Consider the following 16,322-nt stretch of genomic DNA (forward strand, 5'->3'; position numbering starts at 1 on the left):
CCCTGTCAGATTTTCTAACACTTTTTTTTGTTCAGATAACCCAATTATACTATGCAAATTCATATATACAATATATTATTTGGATAGAAGTAATCTAATAATGAGATGAATTGGAGGAGAATCCTAAAAAATGGAATTAAGACAACTGAAATATTTCATCGAAGTAGCTGAAAGAGAGCATGTATCAGAAGCAGCTGAACGCCTTCATGTTGCCCAATCCGCAATAAGCAGACAGATTGCCAATCTAGAAGACGAACTAGGTGTCCCTCTGTTTGAACGAGAAGGCAGAAATGTAAAGTTAACCTCAATTGGTAAAATTTTTCTAACTCATTCTCTCGCTATTATGAAGGCAGTGGACAACGCAAAGGAACAAATCGATGCCTATTTAGACCCAGAAAGAGGCTCTATCAAAATCGGTTTTCCGACTAGCCTCGCCAGCCATTTGCTGCCGACCATAATATCTGCATTTAAAGAAAGACATCCAAATATCACTTTTCAATTAAGGCAAGGCTCTTACAGTTTTTTAATTGATGCCGTTAAAAATCGCGATTTGGATTTAGCATTATTAGGACCAGTTCCGACAGATGATTTTGATTTGAAAGGTAATATTTTATTTACAGAAAAAATCTTTGCACTCCTTCCGAGTAATCACCCTTTGTCTGAACGAAGGACACTGCGATTAAAGGATTTACGGAATGAAGCATTTGTTTTGTTTCCGAAGGGATATATTTTACAAAAAATTGCATATGATGCGTGTAAACAAGAAGGTTTTCTGCCGAATGTCAGTTCAGAGGGAGAAGATTTAGATGCTATCAAAGGGCTGGTGTCTGCTGGAATGGGTGTTACGCTGCTGCCAGAAAGCAGCTTTTATGAAAACGTTCCAAAATTCACGGAAAAAATGCCGATTGAAAATCCGGCAATCAGCCGGACTGTCGGTATTATCGTCCCGAAAAACCGCGAACTGCCACCGTCTGTGCAAACATTTTATCAATTTGTAATTGAGTTTTTCTCCATTCTCGAAAAATATCAATAAAAATTTTATGCAATTTTATTAATTTTTATGCATCTTTTAAAGAAAGCCGTATACACTCGTATACGGCTTTACAACAATCATCACGATTTTTTCGTCATTTCCTCTACTAGTGAATGGAATATGGACATGGCATGATTGATTGGTTCAGGCGAAGTCAAATCAACACCTGTTTTCTTCAGCAATTCCAACGGAAATTCAGAGCTGCCGCTTTTCAGGAATTCTAAATATTGTTCAAGGTCCTCTTGTTTACCCTCCAAAAGTCTATCTGCAATTGTAATCGCAGAAGCAAAACCTGTAGCATATTTATAAACATAGAATGGACGGTAAAAATGAGGGATCCTCGACCACCCATACTTCACTTCTTCATCAAGCACTAGCTCACTGCCGTTATAAGCTTTAAAAAGAGACTCATATGTTTCATTAAAGAAATCTAATGTAAGCGGTTCGCCTTTTTCTGCTTTTTCATGTACCTCTTTTTCAAACTCACTAAACATTACTTGTGTAAAAAACGTACCTTTAAAACTGTCAATAAAGTGGTTCAAAAGATGCTCTCGTTTTTGCGGGTCTGTCTCTGTTTTTAATAAATAGCGAATCAGTAAGACTTCATTAACCGTTGAAGCAACCTCTGCCACGAAAATGCTGTAGCCTGCACTTATTGCCGGCTGATGCTTATTGCTCAGGTAGGAATGCATTCCATGACCGCATTCATGCGTTAATGTAAAAAGACTGTCAAGGTCATCACGGTGATTCAGCAAAATAAATGGGTGAACTCCATAAACACCTAAATTATATGCTCCAGATCTTTTTCCCGGTGTTTCTCTTACATCAAAATACCGCTTCTCTTTAAAGCTTTTTAATACCGAAATATACTCTTCACCAAGTGGAGCTAAACTTTTCAGCATTATATCAAATGCTTCATCAAACGAAATTTCCTGCTTGGCAGCATCTCCTGCAAGGGGTACGCTCAAGTCATACGCACGCAGTTCATCGACACCCAGTTTTTTCTTGCGATATTGCATATATTCGTCCATATATTGAAGATTATCTCTAGTTGCAGCAATTAGGTTTTCATAGACTTCCTTTGGAACTCTATCACCAAACAAGCTTTTTTCCAATGCTGATGGATAATTGCGCAATTTCGATGTTTTCACATTGTTTTTAACTGCAGAGGAAAAGGTAGCTGCAATCGTATTTTTCAAGGATACATATGGCTGGTAATATGCCTTATAGGCTTCCACCCTTTTTTCTCTATCTTCGTTTTCTATTAGCTTAGAGTACATACCTCTTGTCAGCTCTATTTTGTTGCCATCATCATCTGTCACTTCACCAAATTTTATATCGGCATTATTAATCATTCCAAACACCTGGCTTGGTACAGACAGTGATTCTCCTAATTCTGATAATATTTCTTCCTTCTCTTTGCTCAACACATGCTTTTTATAGGAGAAAGACTCTAATAAGTCCTTTTCAAAATACTTCAACCCATCTTCTGCATCAATGTATGCCTTTAATTGACTTTCCTCAAGGCTTAAAAGATATGGCATAAAAAACGAGCCTGCACTGCTCCATTTTTGTCCAACGCTTCTTGCTTGGTCAACAAGGCTTTGGGCATTATTATTTCTTGTATCTGTATCTAAAAGGAGCATCCCGTAAGCGTAAACCTTCCTATATATGTAACCGATTTCTTCTGAAAGTTTTAAGTATGCAAGCAAGCCTGAGGCATCTTTAATATTATCATTAAAACCTGCAATTTCTTTTACCTTTTCCTCCACAAACTGCAAGTCCTTTTTCCACTCTTGTTCTGTCACATAGAGATCACCAAGATTCCATTTTTCTGCTTCTTTAACTTCATTCCTATCTTTAAAAGAATTCATTTGCATCCTCCTTAAATAGTATTATTTCTTCCATGATACTGGATAGCAATTGCTTCTGTCCAAAAAGAACACTAACTTTTTTCCAATAGATGGATTAGCAGCGTATCTTGTCTTAAAAATAGCCTTAGTTTCTTATTTTATGCAGATTTACCAATAGCAATGTATTATTTAAACGAAAAAGCTCCCGGAGTTTCAGCCGGGAGCCTTGATTCCTTATACTCCCGGGAACCAGCCTGGAGAGTTTATGATTGCATTCCATAGTGGATCTGGGATAACCAGCTCTTCTTGTTTATCTTTATCCAAAACAGATACAATTTCATTTTCTTTGCCTTGTTCGATTTTTTGAACAAAATCTGGATCGATAATAAGTTCTCTACCAATCGCAAGTAATGCGATATCTGCTGTCTCAAATGCTTTTTTTGCATCCTCCGCAGTATAAACACTTCCAACCCCAATTACAGGAACACGCCCGTTTGCACGCTCAACAATCCATTCGATTCTTGATTTGCTTGTGTCCGCTCCTCTTCTTGGCTCTGACGCAAACTCCATTAGGGAAGCATGAATATAATCAAGCTCTTTGTCTGCAAGTGCATCAATAAGTGTAAATGTATCTTCCATAGTCAAACCAGGTGTTTCTGGCTCTTCTGGAGAGAAACGATAGCCAACAATAAACGGATTTGTCGCTTTTTCAGCTGCTTTTTTAACAGCGTCAACTACTGCAAGTGGAAATGCCAATCTTTTTTCTACAGTGCCGCCCCACTTGTCCTCACGTCTATTTGTGTGTGGAGAATAAAATTGCTGGATCAAATAGCCGTTTGCACCGTGAATTTCAACTCCGTCAAAGCCTGCTTCTACAGCACGTCTTGTTGTTTCACCAAAAGCAGCAATGATTTCTTCAATCTCTGTTTCTTCTAAAGGTCTTGGTGCTACATTATTTTCCTGTGCTACATCACTTGCACTTACAAGCTCGCCATTAGGCACTAGGTTTGGAGGGCATGATCTGCCGCCGTGGAAAATTTGTAGAATCGCCTTTGATCCTTCCTTTTTGATTGCTGTAGCAAGCTCTCTTAAGCTTGGAATAAATTCATCTGAGTATCCTGCAAACTCTCCAGGGAAGCCCTTTCCGTTTTCTGTAACATATGTACAAGCAGTGATAACCATGCTAACACCTTTAGAACGTCTTGCATAATAATCAAGCTCAGCCTTTGTAACAGTGCCATCTTCATTAGATGAAAAATTAGTCATCGGCGCCATCACTAGACGGTTTTTCAGCTCTAATTTGTTGCTCAGCTTTAATGGGCTAAACAGCTTTTCGTATTGATTACTCATACTAAACACTCCTTTGTAATTATATTCACATAATTTTTTTTACGTGAAAACACTTCCTATGCACCTATCTAGTATTGCCTATAACAGGTAAAAAAAATGAAGTAATGTCATCTTATAGTTTCCCTATCCAATTCGTCAAACAATTGAGCTCGGGTTTTAAAAAACAAAAAGCACCCCTTGTTAAACAAGGGGTGCTAATCTATTTTTTAAATATAATGTATTCTTAACAAATGCAGTTATTGCAAATATTCCAGCGCTTGTTTTAAATTGCCAAACACCTTAATTGCTCCTAAGTTCATCTTTGTTTCAACAACCGTTTGCGCAAGTTGAGGACGCAAGCCTGTAACAATTACCTTTATTCCAAGCAAGGAAAGAGTCTCTCCTAACTGATTAAGATATGCTGCAATTTCTGTATCAATATTTTTTATGCCAGAATAATCGGTAATTAAATATTCCAGCTGTAATTTCCCAATATACGGTACTACCTTTTCCGTAATATAGGCAGCACGGTAAGAATCAATGATGCCGATAAGCGGCAAAACAGCGACACCCTCTTTGACAAGCACAACCGGCGCTGAAAGCTCCGCCATTTCCTGCTGTGTTTGTTGACGATAGCTTTCCGACAGACATTCATAAGTGGATACTGTTTCATTTAAACTAATATCCAACAGCTCGTTGACCTTGTTAATTAATGAAGCATTCTCATGCAATGCTAGTCCAAACTCACTGCTCAAATCTGTCAATAATTCATTGAATATTCTCCGTGTTGGCTGGTATCTAACAACAATTTCTGATATTCTTCCACCTGATAACAGTTGCTGTTCTGCATTCCGTTTGCTCCACGCTAGTAAATCATTAGGCACTCCTGTTTTTTGATCTGAAAGCGATTGACCAAAAAAGCCTAAAAATTCCTTATACATTATAATGGCACTATTTCTCTCTTCATCTGAAATGCTTATATCCAAGCTGGCGAGAACACCTTCTACTATTTCAAGAGCAAGGACATTTGTATGTTCTTCCATATATGCAGCAACTTGAGACATTTTTGTCATCTATTATCCACCCTCTACTCTAAAAAAGTATATAAAGATTATACCGTAAAAAGGGCTTACATGTTAGTAATTTTCTAACCTTTAAACAGCTGTTGATTATTCTGAAAAAATAATTAATTGCTTTCACCAAATAGTTATGATATATTAATTCTTGCGATGAGCTCTATTGAATAAGTCAATGAACATTTAATGCGCTATGTGGAGCGCAGTTTATTGCCTCAATAACGTAAGGACACCATTTATGGTGTCCTTTTTATTTTTTATTCTCTTAACAAAAAAGCATGGCCACTTTTAAGTGAGCCATGCTTTCATTTATAATGTATAGAATGCGACTATTAAGATAATTTTTTTAGTTCCTCCGTTAAACGAAAGAACTCTTCTTTATCTCCAGCAATCAATGTTTCATCAATTTGTTTTTCGATTTTCTCTTTCCGGAAATTGTAAAGGGCTTTCTCCAAGACCATCTCAGCTAATAAAGAATCAACAACATTTCCCTCAGACTGTTGTGGTGCATTTAATAAATACTTTTCCATTTGAATCAACCCCTTTGCTTTTTTATAGTATAACAACAATTTTCTGATAATTCAAATACTTTTTAAAGGAAATTTATCCCTTTTTCACATTAGAAAAAAATCCGCGTTTCAACTATAATATCAATACATATTCATGTATTCTTAATATGTAGAAAAAACTTTTTTGAGGAGAAAACAATGAATTATAAAATGATTGTACTAGACATGGATGACACATTACTTCAGGATGATCACACAGTCTCTGAAGCAACAAAAAAAGCGCTGATCAAAGCGCAAGAACAAGGCGTTAAGGTTGTCCTTGCTTCTGGCAGACCAACATATGCAATGTGGGAAACTGCAAAGGAATTGCATTTGTCTGATTACGGAAGCTATATTCTTTCTTTTAATGGTGCTAAGATTACAAATTGCAGAACAAATGAAGAAATTTTCAGCAGCACACTTCTTCCAGAGGTTGTTCACCAATTATTTGAATTGAGTAAAAGGGAAAAGGTTTGGCTTCATACATATGTAGGAGATACTATTATTACGGAAGAAAATAACCCATTTACAGAAATTGAAGCGCAAATTACTGGGTTACCGATCAAAACCGTGCCAAACTTCGTTGATTATATAAAAGACCCTGTTGTTAAAGTATTAATGGTAAAAGAAGCGGATATTTTAGTAAATGTGGAGAAAGTATTGCAGACAGAGCTTTCTGAGCAATTAAGCGTTATGCGCTCTAAACCGTTTTTCCTTGAATTCACCGAAAAAGGTGTTACGAAAGGAACTAGCTTATCTATTTTAATTGACCGTCTTGGCATCAAAAGGGAAGAAGTAATCGCAATGGGTGACAGCTATAATGACGCTGCGATGATTGAATTCGCTGGCCTTGGCATTGCAATGGGCAACGCACCAGATGATATTAAGCAAATTGCAGATTACGTGACAGACACAAACAATAATGACGGTGTTGCAAAAGCAGTTGAAAAATTTATTTTAAATGCTTGATTTGTTAAAATAAAGTTATATGTCAGCATACTGTATGCTGATAATACTTTTAAAATAATGGAGGTTATAATATGAAAAATGATCAATTCTTAATTGGGAGCCATAATGAATATGACCCATTGAAAAAAGTGATTTTAACATCTCCATTATATATGACAATTAAAGAACCGATTAATGACATTCAAAAGCAATATTTAAAAGATAATATCGATACTAAATTAGCATCTGAGCAGCATCAGGCATTTGTTGACGTTTTGAAAAAGGAAGGCATTGAAGTAGTGCTCCTGCCTGCAGAAAAACAGTTTCCTGAACAGGTTTTTACAAGGGATATCGGGTTTACATTGGGCAATCATACTTTTGTTGCTAAAATGGGACATGATGTTCGTAAGGGTGAGGAACATGTTTTGTTAAACTGGCTGAATGAACAAGAAATTTCCTTTACAAAATTAAATAGTGACAAAATTGAAGGCGGAGATGTTCTTATCGATGGATCCACTATTTATATTGGTGTCAGCAATCGTACGAACAAGAAATCAATCGAGCATATAAAAACGTTACTGCCGAATTATGAAGTGGTTGATATTCCGTTCACTGACAGCTTTTTGCATTTAGATTGTGTTTTTAATATCCTGTCGCCAAACGATGCGTTGATTTATCCAGGAGAAATTGAAAAGCAAAAATTAGAGCTGTTGAAAAAGCGGTATTCTCTTATTGAGGTAACAAAGGAAGAACAAGCAACACTTGGCACAAATGTATTGTCTATTGGCCACAATAAAGTAATTAGCTTGCCTGTTAATAATAGGGTTAATGCAGAGCTACGCAAGCGGGGTTTCACTGTGATTGAAGTGGACATTACAGAAATCATTAAATCCGGCGGAGCTTTCCGGTGTTGTACACTTCCTTTATACAGGGAAACACCAAATTCATAAAAAAAGGATGGTGCTATGAAAAGCACCATCCTTTTTTTATCAATTATACTTCCACTGTCCAGCCAAACGGATCTTCTTCTCTTCCGTTTTGGATGTTAGTCAAAGTATCATAGATTTTTTTCGCAAGCTCGCCTGTTTCTCCGTTGTTCAAAGTAATGGATGTTTCATTCCAAAGGAACTCACCAATTGGAGAAATAACTGCTGCTGTACCTGTTCCGAACGCTTCCTTCAGCTCGCCATTTTTTGAAGCTTCGAAAATTTCCTCAACAGAGATTTTGCGTTCTACAACTGGAACATTCCAGTGCTTCAACAAATCAAGAACACTGCGTCTCGTTACACCCTCAAGGATGCTTCCGTTTAATACAGGTGTTACTACTTCATCACCAATTTTGAAGAAGACGTTCATTGCCCCAACCTCTTCAATATATTTCTTTTCGACACCATCAAGCCAAAGAACTTGAGAATAACCTTTTTGTGTAGCAATTTGTTGTGCTTTTAAGCTTGATGCGTAGTTTCCAGCTGTTTTCGCTGAACCCGTTCCACCTGCAACTGCACGAACATACTCATTTTCAACAAAGATTTTTACAGGTTTTACCCCTTCTTTATAGTATGATCCTACTGGAGACAGGATGATCATAAATTTATAGCTGATCGAAGCAGCAACCCCTAAGAATGGTTGTGTAGAAATAACGAATGGACGAATATAAAGAGATGTTCCCTCACCAGTTGGTATCCACTCTCTATCCACGTTGATCAGCTGCTTTAATGCATCAAGTGCAAATTCTTCATCAATATCAGGAATGCAAAGACGCTCATTAGATCTATTAAGACGCTCCATGTTCTTTTCAGGTCTGAATAATAATACTTTGTCTTCTGCTGTTAAATATGCCTTCATACCTTCAAATACAGCTTGTCCATAGTGGAAAATAACTGAAGCAGGATCTAACGTGATTGGTTGGTATGGCAGAATTTGTGCATTATGCCATCCGTTCTCTACAGTGTAATCCATCATGAACATATGATCTGTAAATACTTTCCCGAATTCCAATTTAGACGGATCTGGCTTCGGTTTTTTTTCTGTCGCTAATGTTACTGTGATTGTTTGTTCACTCACGTTGAAAAACTCCTTCATATGTAAATTATTATTTCTATCTATTATAACGCAACTTTTCAGGAGGGAAAGAGGTAAGGTTGATATTTTTTTAAAAGTTTTCCATTTGGTAAGTCAATATCATGCAGAAAGCAAAAAGAAATATATGTTAGCCTAATGGGCTCGCATATATTTCTTTTATACGATTTTTACAGCTCTAGCTTTTCTGCTTCTAAAGCTGCTGGAAAGCCCTTGAGCATCTGAGCCATATACACAATACCTTCTTCATAATCCTTCAAGCGAATGCTTTCATTTGGTGCATGAGCCTTGCTTCCGACCCAGCCAACTCCTGTACTGACAATCGGCAGCTTCAGCACCCTGCCAAAGTCAAACATTGGACCTGTGCCTGCTGAATTTGGTGCAAGCACTACATCACGATTATATACTTCTTTCGCAGTGTTTTTTACATGGCTGATAAATGGATGACTGAAGTCAGAACGATATGCCTTTTGACCATTAATTAATTTTACGGACACATCATGGAAACCATGCTTTTTCAAGTGATTTTCAACACTCTCAAAAATATGATTTGGATCCTGTCCTGGAACGAGACGGCAATCAAGCTTTACCTTTGCACTTTTCGGCAACACCGTTTTTGCTCCTTCTCCTGTATAGCCGCTTTCCATCCCGCAAATTGTCATCGTCGGTTCAAACACCATTGCATAACGAGGGTCTTGTCCTAAACCATTTGTTATTAAAGGTCTTTTCAGTCCATAGAGTTCTTGTACAGCCTTCCCACTAAATGGCAATGACTTAACCACTTCCTCTTCTAGTTCTGTCGGTGGTGTAATGCCATCATAGAAGCCTTCCACAATAATTTCATTCTGCTCATTTCTCATGGAGGCTAACGCATGAACAAGTCTCCATGCCGCATTATCTACATATGCACCAACGGAGGAGTGCATATCTATATCTGCACCAACAGCTGTCAGCTCCATATAAGCCATTCCTTTAATACCAGCAACCATGCTGATTCGCTCCTGTTCATCCTTTCCACCAAATTCCCAAATGCACGCATCTGCTTCAAACAGTTCGGCATACTTTTCTAAATAAGGAGTTAAATTAGGACTGCCAATTTCCTCTTCGCCCTCAATCAAAAACTTCACATTACAAGGCAAGCCACCTTCTGCTTCTTGGAGGACCTTGAGTGCAGTCAGCCTTGCAATAGTATCACCTTTATTGTCAGAAACTCCTCTTGCAAACAGCTTGCCGTCATAAACAGCAGGTGAAAATGGTTCTGTTACCCATTCCTCAAGCGGCTCTGCTGGCTGCACATCGTAATGGTTGTAATATAAAAGTGTTTTAGAGGCATCGCCTTTTTCGCCAGCAGGAAAAAATCCATAAACGACAGGGTTTCCTCCAAGGTCATCTAACACTTTCACTTCACCACCAAAGTCTTCCATTACAGTAGAAATATAAGCTACTGTTTCCGGAATTGCTTTACTTTGCGCGGATACTGTTTCCAATTGCAAATATTGTTCTAAAATCGCAAAGGATTCCTCCAAAATTTCCTTTGTTTTTGTTTGAATGGCATTTAAATCGCTTGTCCCCAACTATTTCATCTCCTTTTTTTCATTACTTATCTTATTGTTTCGGCAAACGAAGAAAAATCCCTGCAATTATTCTAAATATTTTATAAATTAAGTTAACTACTTTATGCACAAAAAAATCTAAATCAGTTCGGAAAAGAAGCATCGTCTTTTCAAAAGTGATTTAGACTTTATAAGAATAAATTTAATTCCAGTTTTTTGTATCTTCTAATAGATCATCAATCTCAATATTCTTGATGTCCCATTTACAGATACCGCTTGCCATATCCAGCGTATCCTGCAAAAGCTGATCAATATCGGCCCTAACTAAATGCATATTGTAGCCTCCTTTAGTACTATTCACGTTAGTAATGCCCTTTCAAAATTAACCTTAAACAAAATATCATTTAAAACGATACTGCATCACTAATATGTAGCACTTTATAGCTTGGAAACCATATCCATGCTTTTTGTTACCTCACTATTATAGCATGTTTTTCCCTCCTAGCCCATTACGTGTAAATTACAGCGATATTACATGATTTATTTGTTGAAACATATTTGCAAAGATAGAAACATGAAGATTTTTCCTTATGTCAAAAGATGAATCAATTCTAGGAAAATGCTATAATTTTAATGAACCTTTCCCCTCTTTTACGAGTTTTTATACTCTATATAAGGCGAATAATTAATATTCTGCTTATGTTTTTTCTTAAATACGGCAATCATGTAAATGAATGGAGGGAAATATGTTGAGAAGACTTTTTAAGCTGGCATTACTTTGTTTAATTGTTTATGCCGGTGTTCAATATATACAACATAAAACAGGCGCTGAATCCGTTCCTTCAGCTATTGATTATATGAAAACAGAAGTGAATGCACAGGATGCTGCAGATTTTTTTGAAAACCTCATCACACAAGGTAAAGAGCTTTTTCAAGACACACAAGATGTCCTTCCTGACTGGAATCCTTCTGCTGAATCTGACCAGCAAACAAAGCAGGCAGAAAAACCTCAGTTAGAAACTCCTTCCGAGCAAACATTCTCTATTTATAATATCCAAATGGGTGATACAAAGGAATCTGTTGAGAAGAGTCAAGGTAAGCCCCAGCGTGTGTCTATAAATGAGTACGGGATATCATGGAATACATATCACGAAAACTATCAAAATTTCGTGATGGTCGGTTATGATTCGAATAATAAAGTAGCTGCACTGTATACGAATCAGGACTTGATTTCATCTACGGATGGTATAAAAAGCGGCAGCAGTAAGGACAGTGTCTTGAAGACGTTAGGCGATCCACTTGATGAGCTGACAAAAGGGTTTGTCCGCTATAAGTTCCCAGATGACCGAGATTACGAGGTATTTAAACTAGATGGCAATTATGTCACTGTTTTCTTCGATAAACATGAGAATAATACGGTAACGGCGATGCAGATTGTGACAAAAACATTAGAAGACAGTAAAAAAGACTTTTATACAGATGGAAGCACAGAGCTCGAGGAAGGCTTTGCATACCAGCTGTTTGATTTAACGAATGCAAGCAGGGTCAATAATAAATTAGGTATTTTGACTTGGGAGGATACTGTAAAGGTAACCGCTAAAAAGCATAGTGAGGATATGGCTATTAATAATTATTTTGACCATACAAACTTGGATGGAGAATCTCCCTTTGACCGCATGCTTGATGATGGTATTAAATACACAATGGCTGGCGAAAATCTTGCTTATGGTCAATACAGCAGTATCTTCGCACATGAAGGTTTAATGAATTCTCTCGGACATAGAGAGAATATCCTGCAAGAAGGCTTCACCTATTTAGGTGTAGGTGTAGCCTTTAATGAGGATGAACAGCCGTATTATACGGAGAATTTTATAACGAAATAAAAGAGGCTGGGACATAAGTAAGTGAATCTGTATAAAAACCGAACTATTTAATCAACCAATGATTAAATAGTTCGGTTTTTTGTTTTTTAGTTTTAATACACTGATTAGAAAACTTAGTGGAATGGAGCGGAGGTCACTCGACTCCTGCGGGAAATAGAGGAAAGGATGAGACCCCGCAGGCGAAGACGAGGAGGCTCATCTTCCTCCCCGCGGAAAGCGCGAGGACGAGCGCGCAATGAAACGAACTAACTTTAACTCAACATTCTATTTAGACACAACTTTCATTTTTCAAATTTAGTTGTAATTCTATTATTCGTGTTTTGAAAGCTTATCTTTTGTATTGTCCCAGCCTCTTTTTTTGTTAAACAATCATATTGCCAATAACCCACAACAGGACAAAGCTAATCAAGATAGACAGGTTTGCTGCTGTGCCGACGAATCTTTGATTGTATTTGAATTCGACGCTATAAGGTAATACAGATGTGGCCATTGGCAGGATTAGTGCTATTAATACGGTATAGCGAAACATGTCATCGACAGGCAAAAGAAAGAATCCTAATAATCCAAAAAACAGCCCAACCCCATATCGGATACCAAGAACTCTACCGATTCCTTTCCAGTAGCTCTTTTGGAAGGAGAAGTTTAAATAGATTCCAAGAAGCAGCAAGGAAAGCGGCATATTGGCTTTTGATATAACGGAAGTGATATCAATGACTGTACCCGGCAAGGGCAAGCCTGTAAGATTGATGATAAAAATGATTACATATGTCATTAAAGGAATCGACCTGCCCATTTTTCCGGCTACATGCTTAAAGTTAAGCACAACATCCTCTTTCGCATAATAACTGCCGATTAAGTAACTGACGCCAAACGTAATTATGGCATTACCGATGTCAAACATCCCGAAGTACTTTATACCTACCTCGCCCCATATCCCTTGCACTAATGGGTAAGCAAACAATCCAATATTAAACCCTGGAATAAGCATGCCAAGCATACCTTTATCCCGTCTTGCTTCTTTCCTGAAAATAAACAATCCTAAAATAGCTACAATAATTCCATACACAAACCCGAGTACAACAAGCATCATTAGCGAGGAATCGATGGTAATACTGTGAAAGGTCACAATGATTAAACTTGGCAATGTTACATTAAAAATAAGCCGCGCCATTGCTTCTCCGTCTTTTTCCTTTAAAATATTCCACTTCTTTAAGCAATAGCCTAAAGCAATAATAAGGAAGGATATGACAAACTGAGCATTAAAGTTTTCCATTCTTACAAATCTCCATTCATAGGAGGATAAACTAAAAAAAAGGTCAGGGGAAGCCCCCAACCTATTAAATACTATTGCCTCCGTTAATTTCTTTGTTCATTAGTTTAATTTTTTTGATATCCAGACGGATTAATAAAGAGATTGCTAGAGATACGATAAACATACACGAAAATACAGTTAACGTTTCGCCGTAGCTTCCTGTTGTATCTCTAATCCATGAGACGAATCTTGGACCTGCTATACCTGCTGCAGACCATGCTGTCAATATATACCCATGAATGGCACCAAGCTGCTTTGTTCCAAACATATCTCCAATATAGGCAGGAATGGATGCAAAGCCTCCACCGTAGCAAGACATAATGATAAATACTATTATAGAGAACGATACTGCCTCTTGTAAATGAGGCAAAACAAAAAAGGCAGCAATCTGAATCGCGAAAAACAATGTATATACATTAGGGCGCCCGATATAATCGGATACTGAAGCCCAAGCTATTCTTCCAATTCCATTAAAGACACCCATGATACCTACTAAAAGAGCTGCACCTGTAACAGACATTCCAGCAAGCTCTTGACCCATCGGAGATGCTACAGCGAGGATGGCAATTCCACATGTTATATTAATAAACAACATAACCCATAAAGCCCAGAATCTTTTTGTTTTAATTGCTTCATTTGCTGTTCGCTGTGATAGGTCTGTTTTTGTGATAGCTTTACCTGATTCAATAGCTTTTTGGTAGCCTGCAGGCACATAATCCTGTGGTGGCGGTGCTAAATATTGAGCAGAAGCTAGTATGATAACAAAATATACAATTGCTAAAATATAAAAAGTCGAAGGTATTCCAACAGATCCGATTAACTTATTCATGATTGGACTGCTCACCATTGATGCAAAACCAAAGCCCATTATAGCTAAACCTGTTGCTAATCCACGCTTATCGGGAAACCACTTTACCAAGGTCGAAACAGGAGTAATATAACCTACACCAAGACCAATTCCTCCAAAAACACCATACGTAATATAAAGGAGCGGTAAGGATTCAATACTTGCAGCAAAGCCTGAACCTGCCATCCCAATTCCGAACAATACGGCACAAAGTGTTCCTGCAGCTCTTGGTCCAAACTTCTCCACAAAATGTCCTAAAAAAGCTGCGGAAAGACCTAGAAATAAAATAGCGATACTGAAAGTCCAAGAGATACTTGTTAAGCTCCAATTATAAGTTGCTTCTAAAGGCTTTGTAAACACACTCCATGCATAAACAGATCCAATTGAAATATGAATACCCACTGCTGAAAGGGCAATTAGCCAGCGATTTTTTGTTTTCATAGTAGTCTCCCTGCTTTAAGTTGTAGTTTTTTCATAGATGAATCTATGTCCTAGTTTAATTACCATAGGAGATAGTGAGCTTTGAGGCAGCCTTACGAGCATTTTCTAGTGCTTCCTCCACTGTTTCTCCTTTTTGGAGAAGAACAGCTAAGCGTCTTCCAACCGTTGCTTTTGGTTTCCCAAAAATCCGAATTTGGCTGTCAGGCGAAGCAAGTGCTTGTTCCACACCACTAATTTCATAATCAATATTATCTTCTACAGCCTTAAGCGTTTTGCTCGCACCTGGTGAATTTAGTCTGATGTGCGGAATTGGTAACCCCAGCACAGCACGTACATGAAGTGCAAATTCAGACAACTCCTGTGTGGCCATCGTCACCATGCCAGTGTCATGTGGTCTTGGTGATACCTCACTGAAATAGACACCATTGTCTGTAAGGAAAAGCTCAACACCGAATAGGCCGTATCCACCAAGGGAATCTGTAATTTGTTTGGCGATTAATTCAGCTTGCACAAGTTGGTCTGCTGACATTTGATGCGGCTGCCACGATTCTATATAATCCCCATCCTTTTGTATATGGCCAATCGGCGGGCAAAAGTGAGTTCCATTAACGGAACGAACGGTAAGCAGCGTGATTTCAGAAGTGAAGGAGATGAATTCCTCGACAATAACCCTAGTCTTCCTGCCTCGTCCGCCTTCGACCGCTTCCTGCCATGACTTTTCAATTTCATCTGCACTTTTGCAAATGGTTTGCCCTTTTCCTGAGGAACTCATAAGCGGTTTAATGACACAAGGAACACCAATATGCGCAACTGCATCCTCTAATTCTAACAAACTATCTGCAAACTCATACTTAGCTGTCGGCACATTTAATTTCTCACTCGCCAATCTTCTGATTCCTTCTCTGTCCATTGTCAGATGAACGGCATTAGCTGTTGGAATGATGTTAAAGCCTTCCATTTCTAATTCGACAAGCATTTCTGTAGCGATTGCTTCAATTTCAGGTACGATAAAATCCGGCTTTTCACTAATAATGACTTCTCTCAATGCTTGTCCATCCAGCATGTCTACCACATATGAACGATGGGCAACCTGCATTGCCGGCGCATTTTCATAGCGGTCGACAGCAATAGTCGTTACTCCGAGCCTTTGTGCCTCTATAATTACTTCTTTTCCTAATTCCCCTGCACCAAGAAGCATTATTTTTTTCGTATGTTTGGAAGTTGGAGCTCCGAACATTAAATCATCCCCCTCAAACTTTCGTTCCTTTATTGAGCATAATACCGTAAACCAACTATATATTTCAAGAGTTTTTTAGAAAAATAACGAACATTTTTTAAACACTATTGAAATATAGTTCGCCTTTTACTGCATGTATCTTTTCAAAAGCAAAATAAAAAAAGAGCGCATTGCACTCTTTAT

Annotated in this window: 14 protein-coding genes; 4 read left to right on the forward strand and 10 right to left on the reverse strand. The window is 37.9% G+C overall.

Annotated features, from left to right (window positions below; all coding sequences use genetic code 11):
• The first annotated feature begins 130 nt into the window (after positions 1 to 130).
• Complete coding sequence (locus tag NQZ71_RS12350; protein WP_144454905.1) at positions 131 to 1,033, forward strand: glutamate biosynthesis transcriptional regulator GltC; 903 nt, start codon at positions 131 to 133, stop codon at positions 1,031 to 1,033.
• 80 nt (positions 1,034 to 1,113) lie between these two features.
• Here NQZ71_RS12350 and pepF read toward each other — a convergent pair whose 3' ends face one another.
• The 4 genes from pepF to NQZ71_RS12370 all read right to left on the reverse strand — a co-directional run bounded on the left by pepF (position 1,114) and on the right by NQZ71_RS12370 (position 5,821).
• Positions 1,114 to 2,913 carry an oligoendopeptidase F gene (gene pepF, locus NQZ71_RS12355; RefSeq protein WP_317010728.1) on the reverse strand — a complete coding sequence of 600 codons (1,800 nt, stop codon included), beginning with the start codon at positions 2,911 to 2,913 and terminating at the stop codon, positions 1,114 to 1,116.
• A 207-nt stretch (positions 2,914 to 3,120) separates the two neighbouring features.
• Complete coding sequence (locus NQZ71_RS12360) at positions 3,121 to 4,236, reverse strand: NADH-dependent flavin oxidoreductase (protein WP_275007567.1); 1,116 nt, start codon at positions 4,234 to 4,236, stop codon at positions 3,121 to 3,123.
• 236 nt (positions 4,237 to 4,472) lie between these two features.
• Entirely contained in the window at positions 4,473 to 5,288 is an 816-nt protein-coding gene (locus NQZ71_RS12365; protein WP_144454902.1) for an STAS domain-containing protein, read from the reverse strand.
• 335 nt (positions 5,289 to 5,623) lie between these two features.
• Positions 5,624 to 5,821 carry an IDEAL domain-containing protein gene (locus NQZ71_RS12370; RefSeq protein WP_144454901.1) on the reverse strand — a complete coding sequence of 66 codons (198 nt, stop codon included), beginning with the start codon at positions 5,819 to 5,821 and terminating at the stop codon, positions 5,624 to 5,626.
• Positions 5,822 to 5,998: 177 nt separating this feature from the next.
• On the opposite strand from NQZ71_RS12370, the gene NQZ71_RS12375 reads away from it, so the two are divergent.
• Together NQZ71_RS12375 and NQZ71_RS12380 are read left to right on the forward strand one after the other, a co-directional pair.
• Positions 5,999 to 6,808, forward strand: a complete 810-nt coding sequence (locus NQZ71_RS12375; protein WP_144454900.1) for a Cof-type HAD-IIB family hydrolase — start codon at positions 5,999 to 6,001, stop codon at positions 6,806 to 6,808.
• Positions 6,809 to 6,879: 71 nt separating this feature from the next.
• Entirely contained in the window at positions 6,880 to 7,737 is an 858-nt protein-coding gene (locus NQZ71_RS12380) for a dimethylarginine dimethylaminohydrolase family protein (protein WP_260055706.1), read from the forward strand.
• A 43-nt stretch (positions 7,738 to 7,780) separates the two neighbouring features.
• Here the strand turns inward: NQZ71_RS12380 and NQZ71_RS12385 are convergent, their stop codons facing one another.
• The 3 genes from NQZ71_RS12385 to NQZ71_RS12395 form a co-directional block, all read right to left on the reverse strand.
• Positions 7,781 to 8,851 carry a branched-chain amino acid aminotransferase gene (locus NQZ71_RS12385; RefSeq protein ID WP_144454898.1) on the reverse strand — a complete coding sequence of 357 codons (1,071 nt, stop codon included), beginning with the start codon at positions 8,849 to 8,851 and terminating at the stop codon, positions 7,781 to 7,783.
• A gap of 185 nt (positions 8,852 to 9,036) precedes the next feature.
• Positions 9,037 to 10,416 (reverse strand): M20/M25/M40 family metallo-hydrolase, encoded by a 1,380-nt coding sequence (locus NQZ71_RS12390; protein ID WP_260055709.1) that lies wholly within the window; start codon positions 10,414 to 10,416, stop codon positions 9,037 to 9,039.
• A gap of 205 nt (positions 10,417 to 10,621) precedes the next feature.
• Complete coding sequence (locus tag NQZ71_RS12395; protein WP_260055707.1) at positions 10,622 to 10,753, reverse strand: hypothetical protein; 132 nt, start codon at positions 10,751 to 10,753, stop codon at positions 10,622 to 10,624.
• Between the two features lie 412 nt (positions 10,754 to 11,165).
• On the opposite strand from NQZ71_RS12395, the gene NQZ71_RS12400 reads away from it, so the two are divergent.
• A complete protein-coding gene (locus NQZ71_RS12400; protein WP_144454896.1) occupies positions 11,166 to 12,302 on the forward strand; it encodes a CAP domain-containing protein in 1,137 nt (378 codons plus the stop codon).
• Between the two features lie 361 nt (positions 12,303 to 12,663).
• Here NQZ71_RS12400 and NQZ71_RS12405 read toward each other — a convergent pair whose 3' ends face one another.
• The 3 genes from NQZ71_RS12405 to purT all read right to left on the reverse strand — a co-directional run bounded on the left by NQZ71_RS12405 (position 12,664) and on the right by purT (position 16,139).
• Positions 12,664 to 13,575 carry an AEC family transporter gene (locus NQZ71_RS12405; protein WP_144454895.1) on the reverse strand — a complete coding sequence of 304 codons (912 nt, stop codon included), beginning with the start codon at positions 13,573 to 13,575 and terminating at the stop codon, positions 12,664 to 12,666.
• 64 nt (positions 13,576 to 13,639) lie between these two features.
• Positions 13,640 to 14,902: an L-lactate MFS transporter gene (locus NQZ71_RS12410; RefSeq protein WP_317010729.1), complete on the reverse strand. Its 1,263-nt coding sequence runs from the start codon at positions 14,900 to 14,902 to the stop codon at positions 13,640 to 13,642.
• 55 nt (positions 14,903 to 14,957) lie between these two features.
• Complete coding sequence (purT, locus tag NQZ71_RS12415; protein WP_317010730.1) at positions 14,958 to 16,139, reverse strand: formate-dependent phosphoribosylglycinamide formyltransferase; 1,182 nt, start codon at positions 16,137 to 16,139, stop codon at positions 14,958 to 14,960.
• Positions 16,140 to 16,322: the final 183 nt, after the last annotated feature.

It is taken from the genome of Niallia taxi, from assembly GCF_032818155.1.
In the GTDB taxonomy this organism is placed as follows: domain Bacteria; phylum Bacillota; class Bacilli; order Bacillales; family Cytobacillaceae; genus Niallia; species Niallia taxi_A.

Coding starts and splice junctions, on each gene's coding strand:
- NQZ71_RS12350 (WP_144454905.1), top strand. CDS start 131: ATGGAATTAAGACAACTGAAATATTTCATCGAAGTAGCTGAAAGAGAG.
- pepF (WP_317010728.1), bottom strand. CDS start 2,913: ATGCAAATGAATTCTTTTAAAGATAGGAATGAAGTTAAAGAAGCAGAA.
- NQZ71_RS12360 (WP_275007567.1), bottom strand. CDS start 4,236: ATGAGTAATCAATACGAAAAGCTGTTTAGCCCATTAAAGCTGAGCAAC.
- NQZ71_RS12365 (WP_144454902.1), bottom strand. CDS start 5,288: ATGACAAAAATGTCTCAAGTTGCTGCATATATGGAAGAACATACAAAT.
- NQZ71_RS12370 (WP_144454901.1), bottom strand. CDS start 5,821: ATGGAAAAGTATTTATTAAATGCACCACAACAGTCTGAGGGAAATGTT.
- NQZ71_RS12375 (WP_144454900.1), top strand. CDS start 5,999: ATGAATTATAAAATGATTGTACTAGACATGGATGACACATTACTTCAG.
- NQZ71_RS12380 (WP_260055706.1), top strand. CDS start 6,880: ATGAAAAATGATCAATTCTTAATTGGGAGCCATAATGAATATGACCCA.
- NQZ71_RS12395 (WP_260055707.1), bottom strand. CDS start 10,753: ATGCATTTAGTTAGGGCCGATATTGATCAGCTTTTGCAGGATACGCTG.
- NQZ71_RS12400 (WP_144454896.1), top strand. CDS start 11,166: ATGTTGAGAAGACTTTTTAAGCTGGCATTACTTTGTTTAATTGTTTAT.
- NQZ71_RS12405 (WP_144454895.1), bottom strand. CDS start 13,575: ATGGAAAACTTTAATGCTCAGTTTGTCATATCCTTCCTTATTATTGCT.
- NQZ71_RS12410 (WP_317010729.1), bottom strand. CDS start 14,902: ATGAAAACAAAAAATCGCTGGCTAATTGCCCTTTCAGCAGTGGGTATT.
- purT (WP_317010730.1), bottom strand. CDS start 16,139: ATGTTCGGAGCTCCAACTTCCAAACATACGAAAAAAATAATGCTTCTT.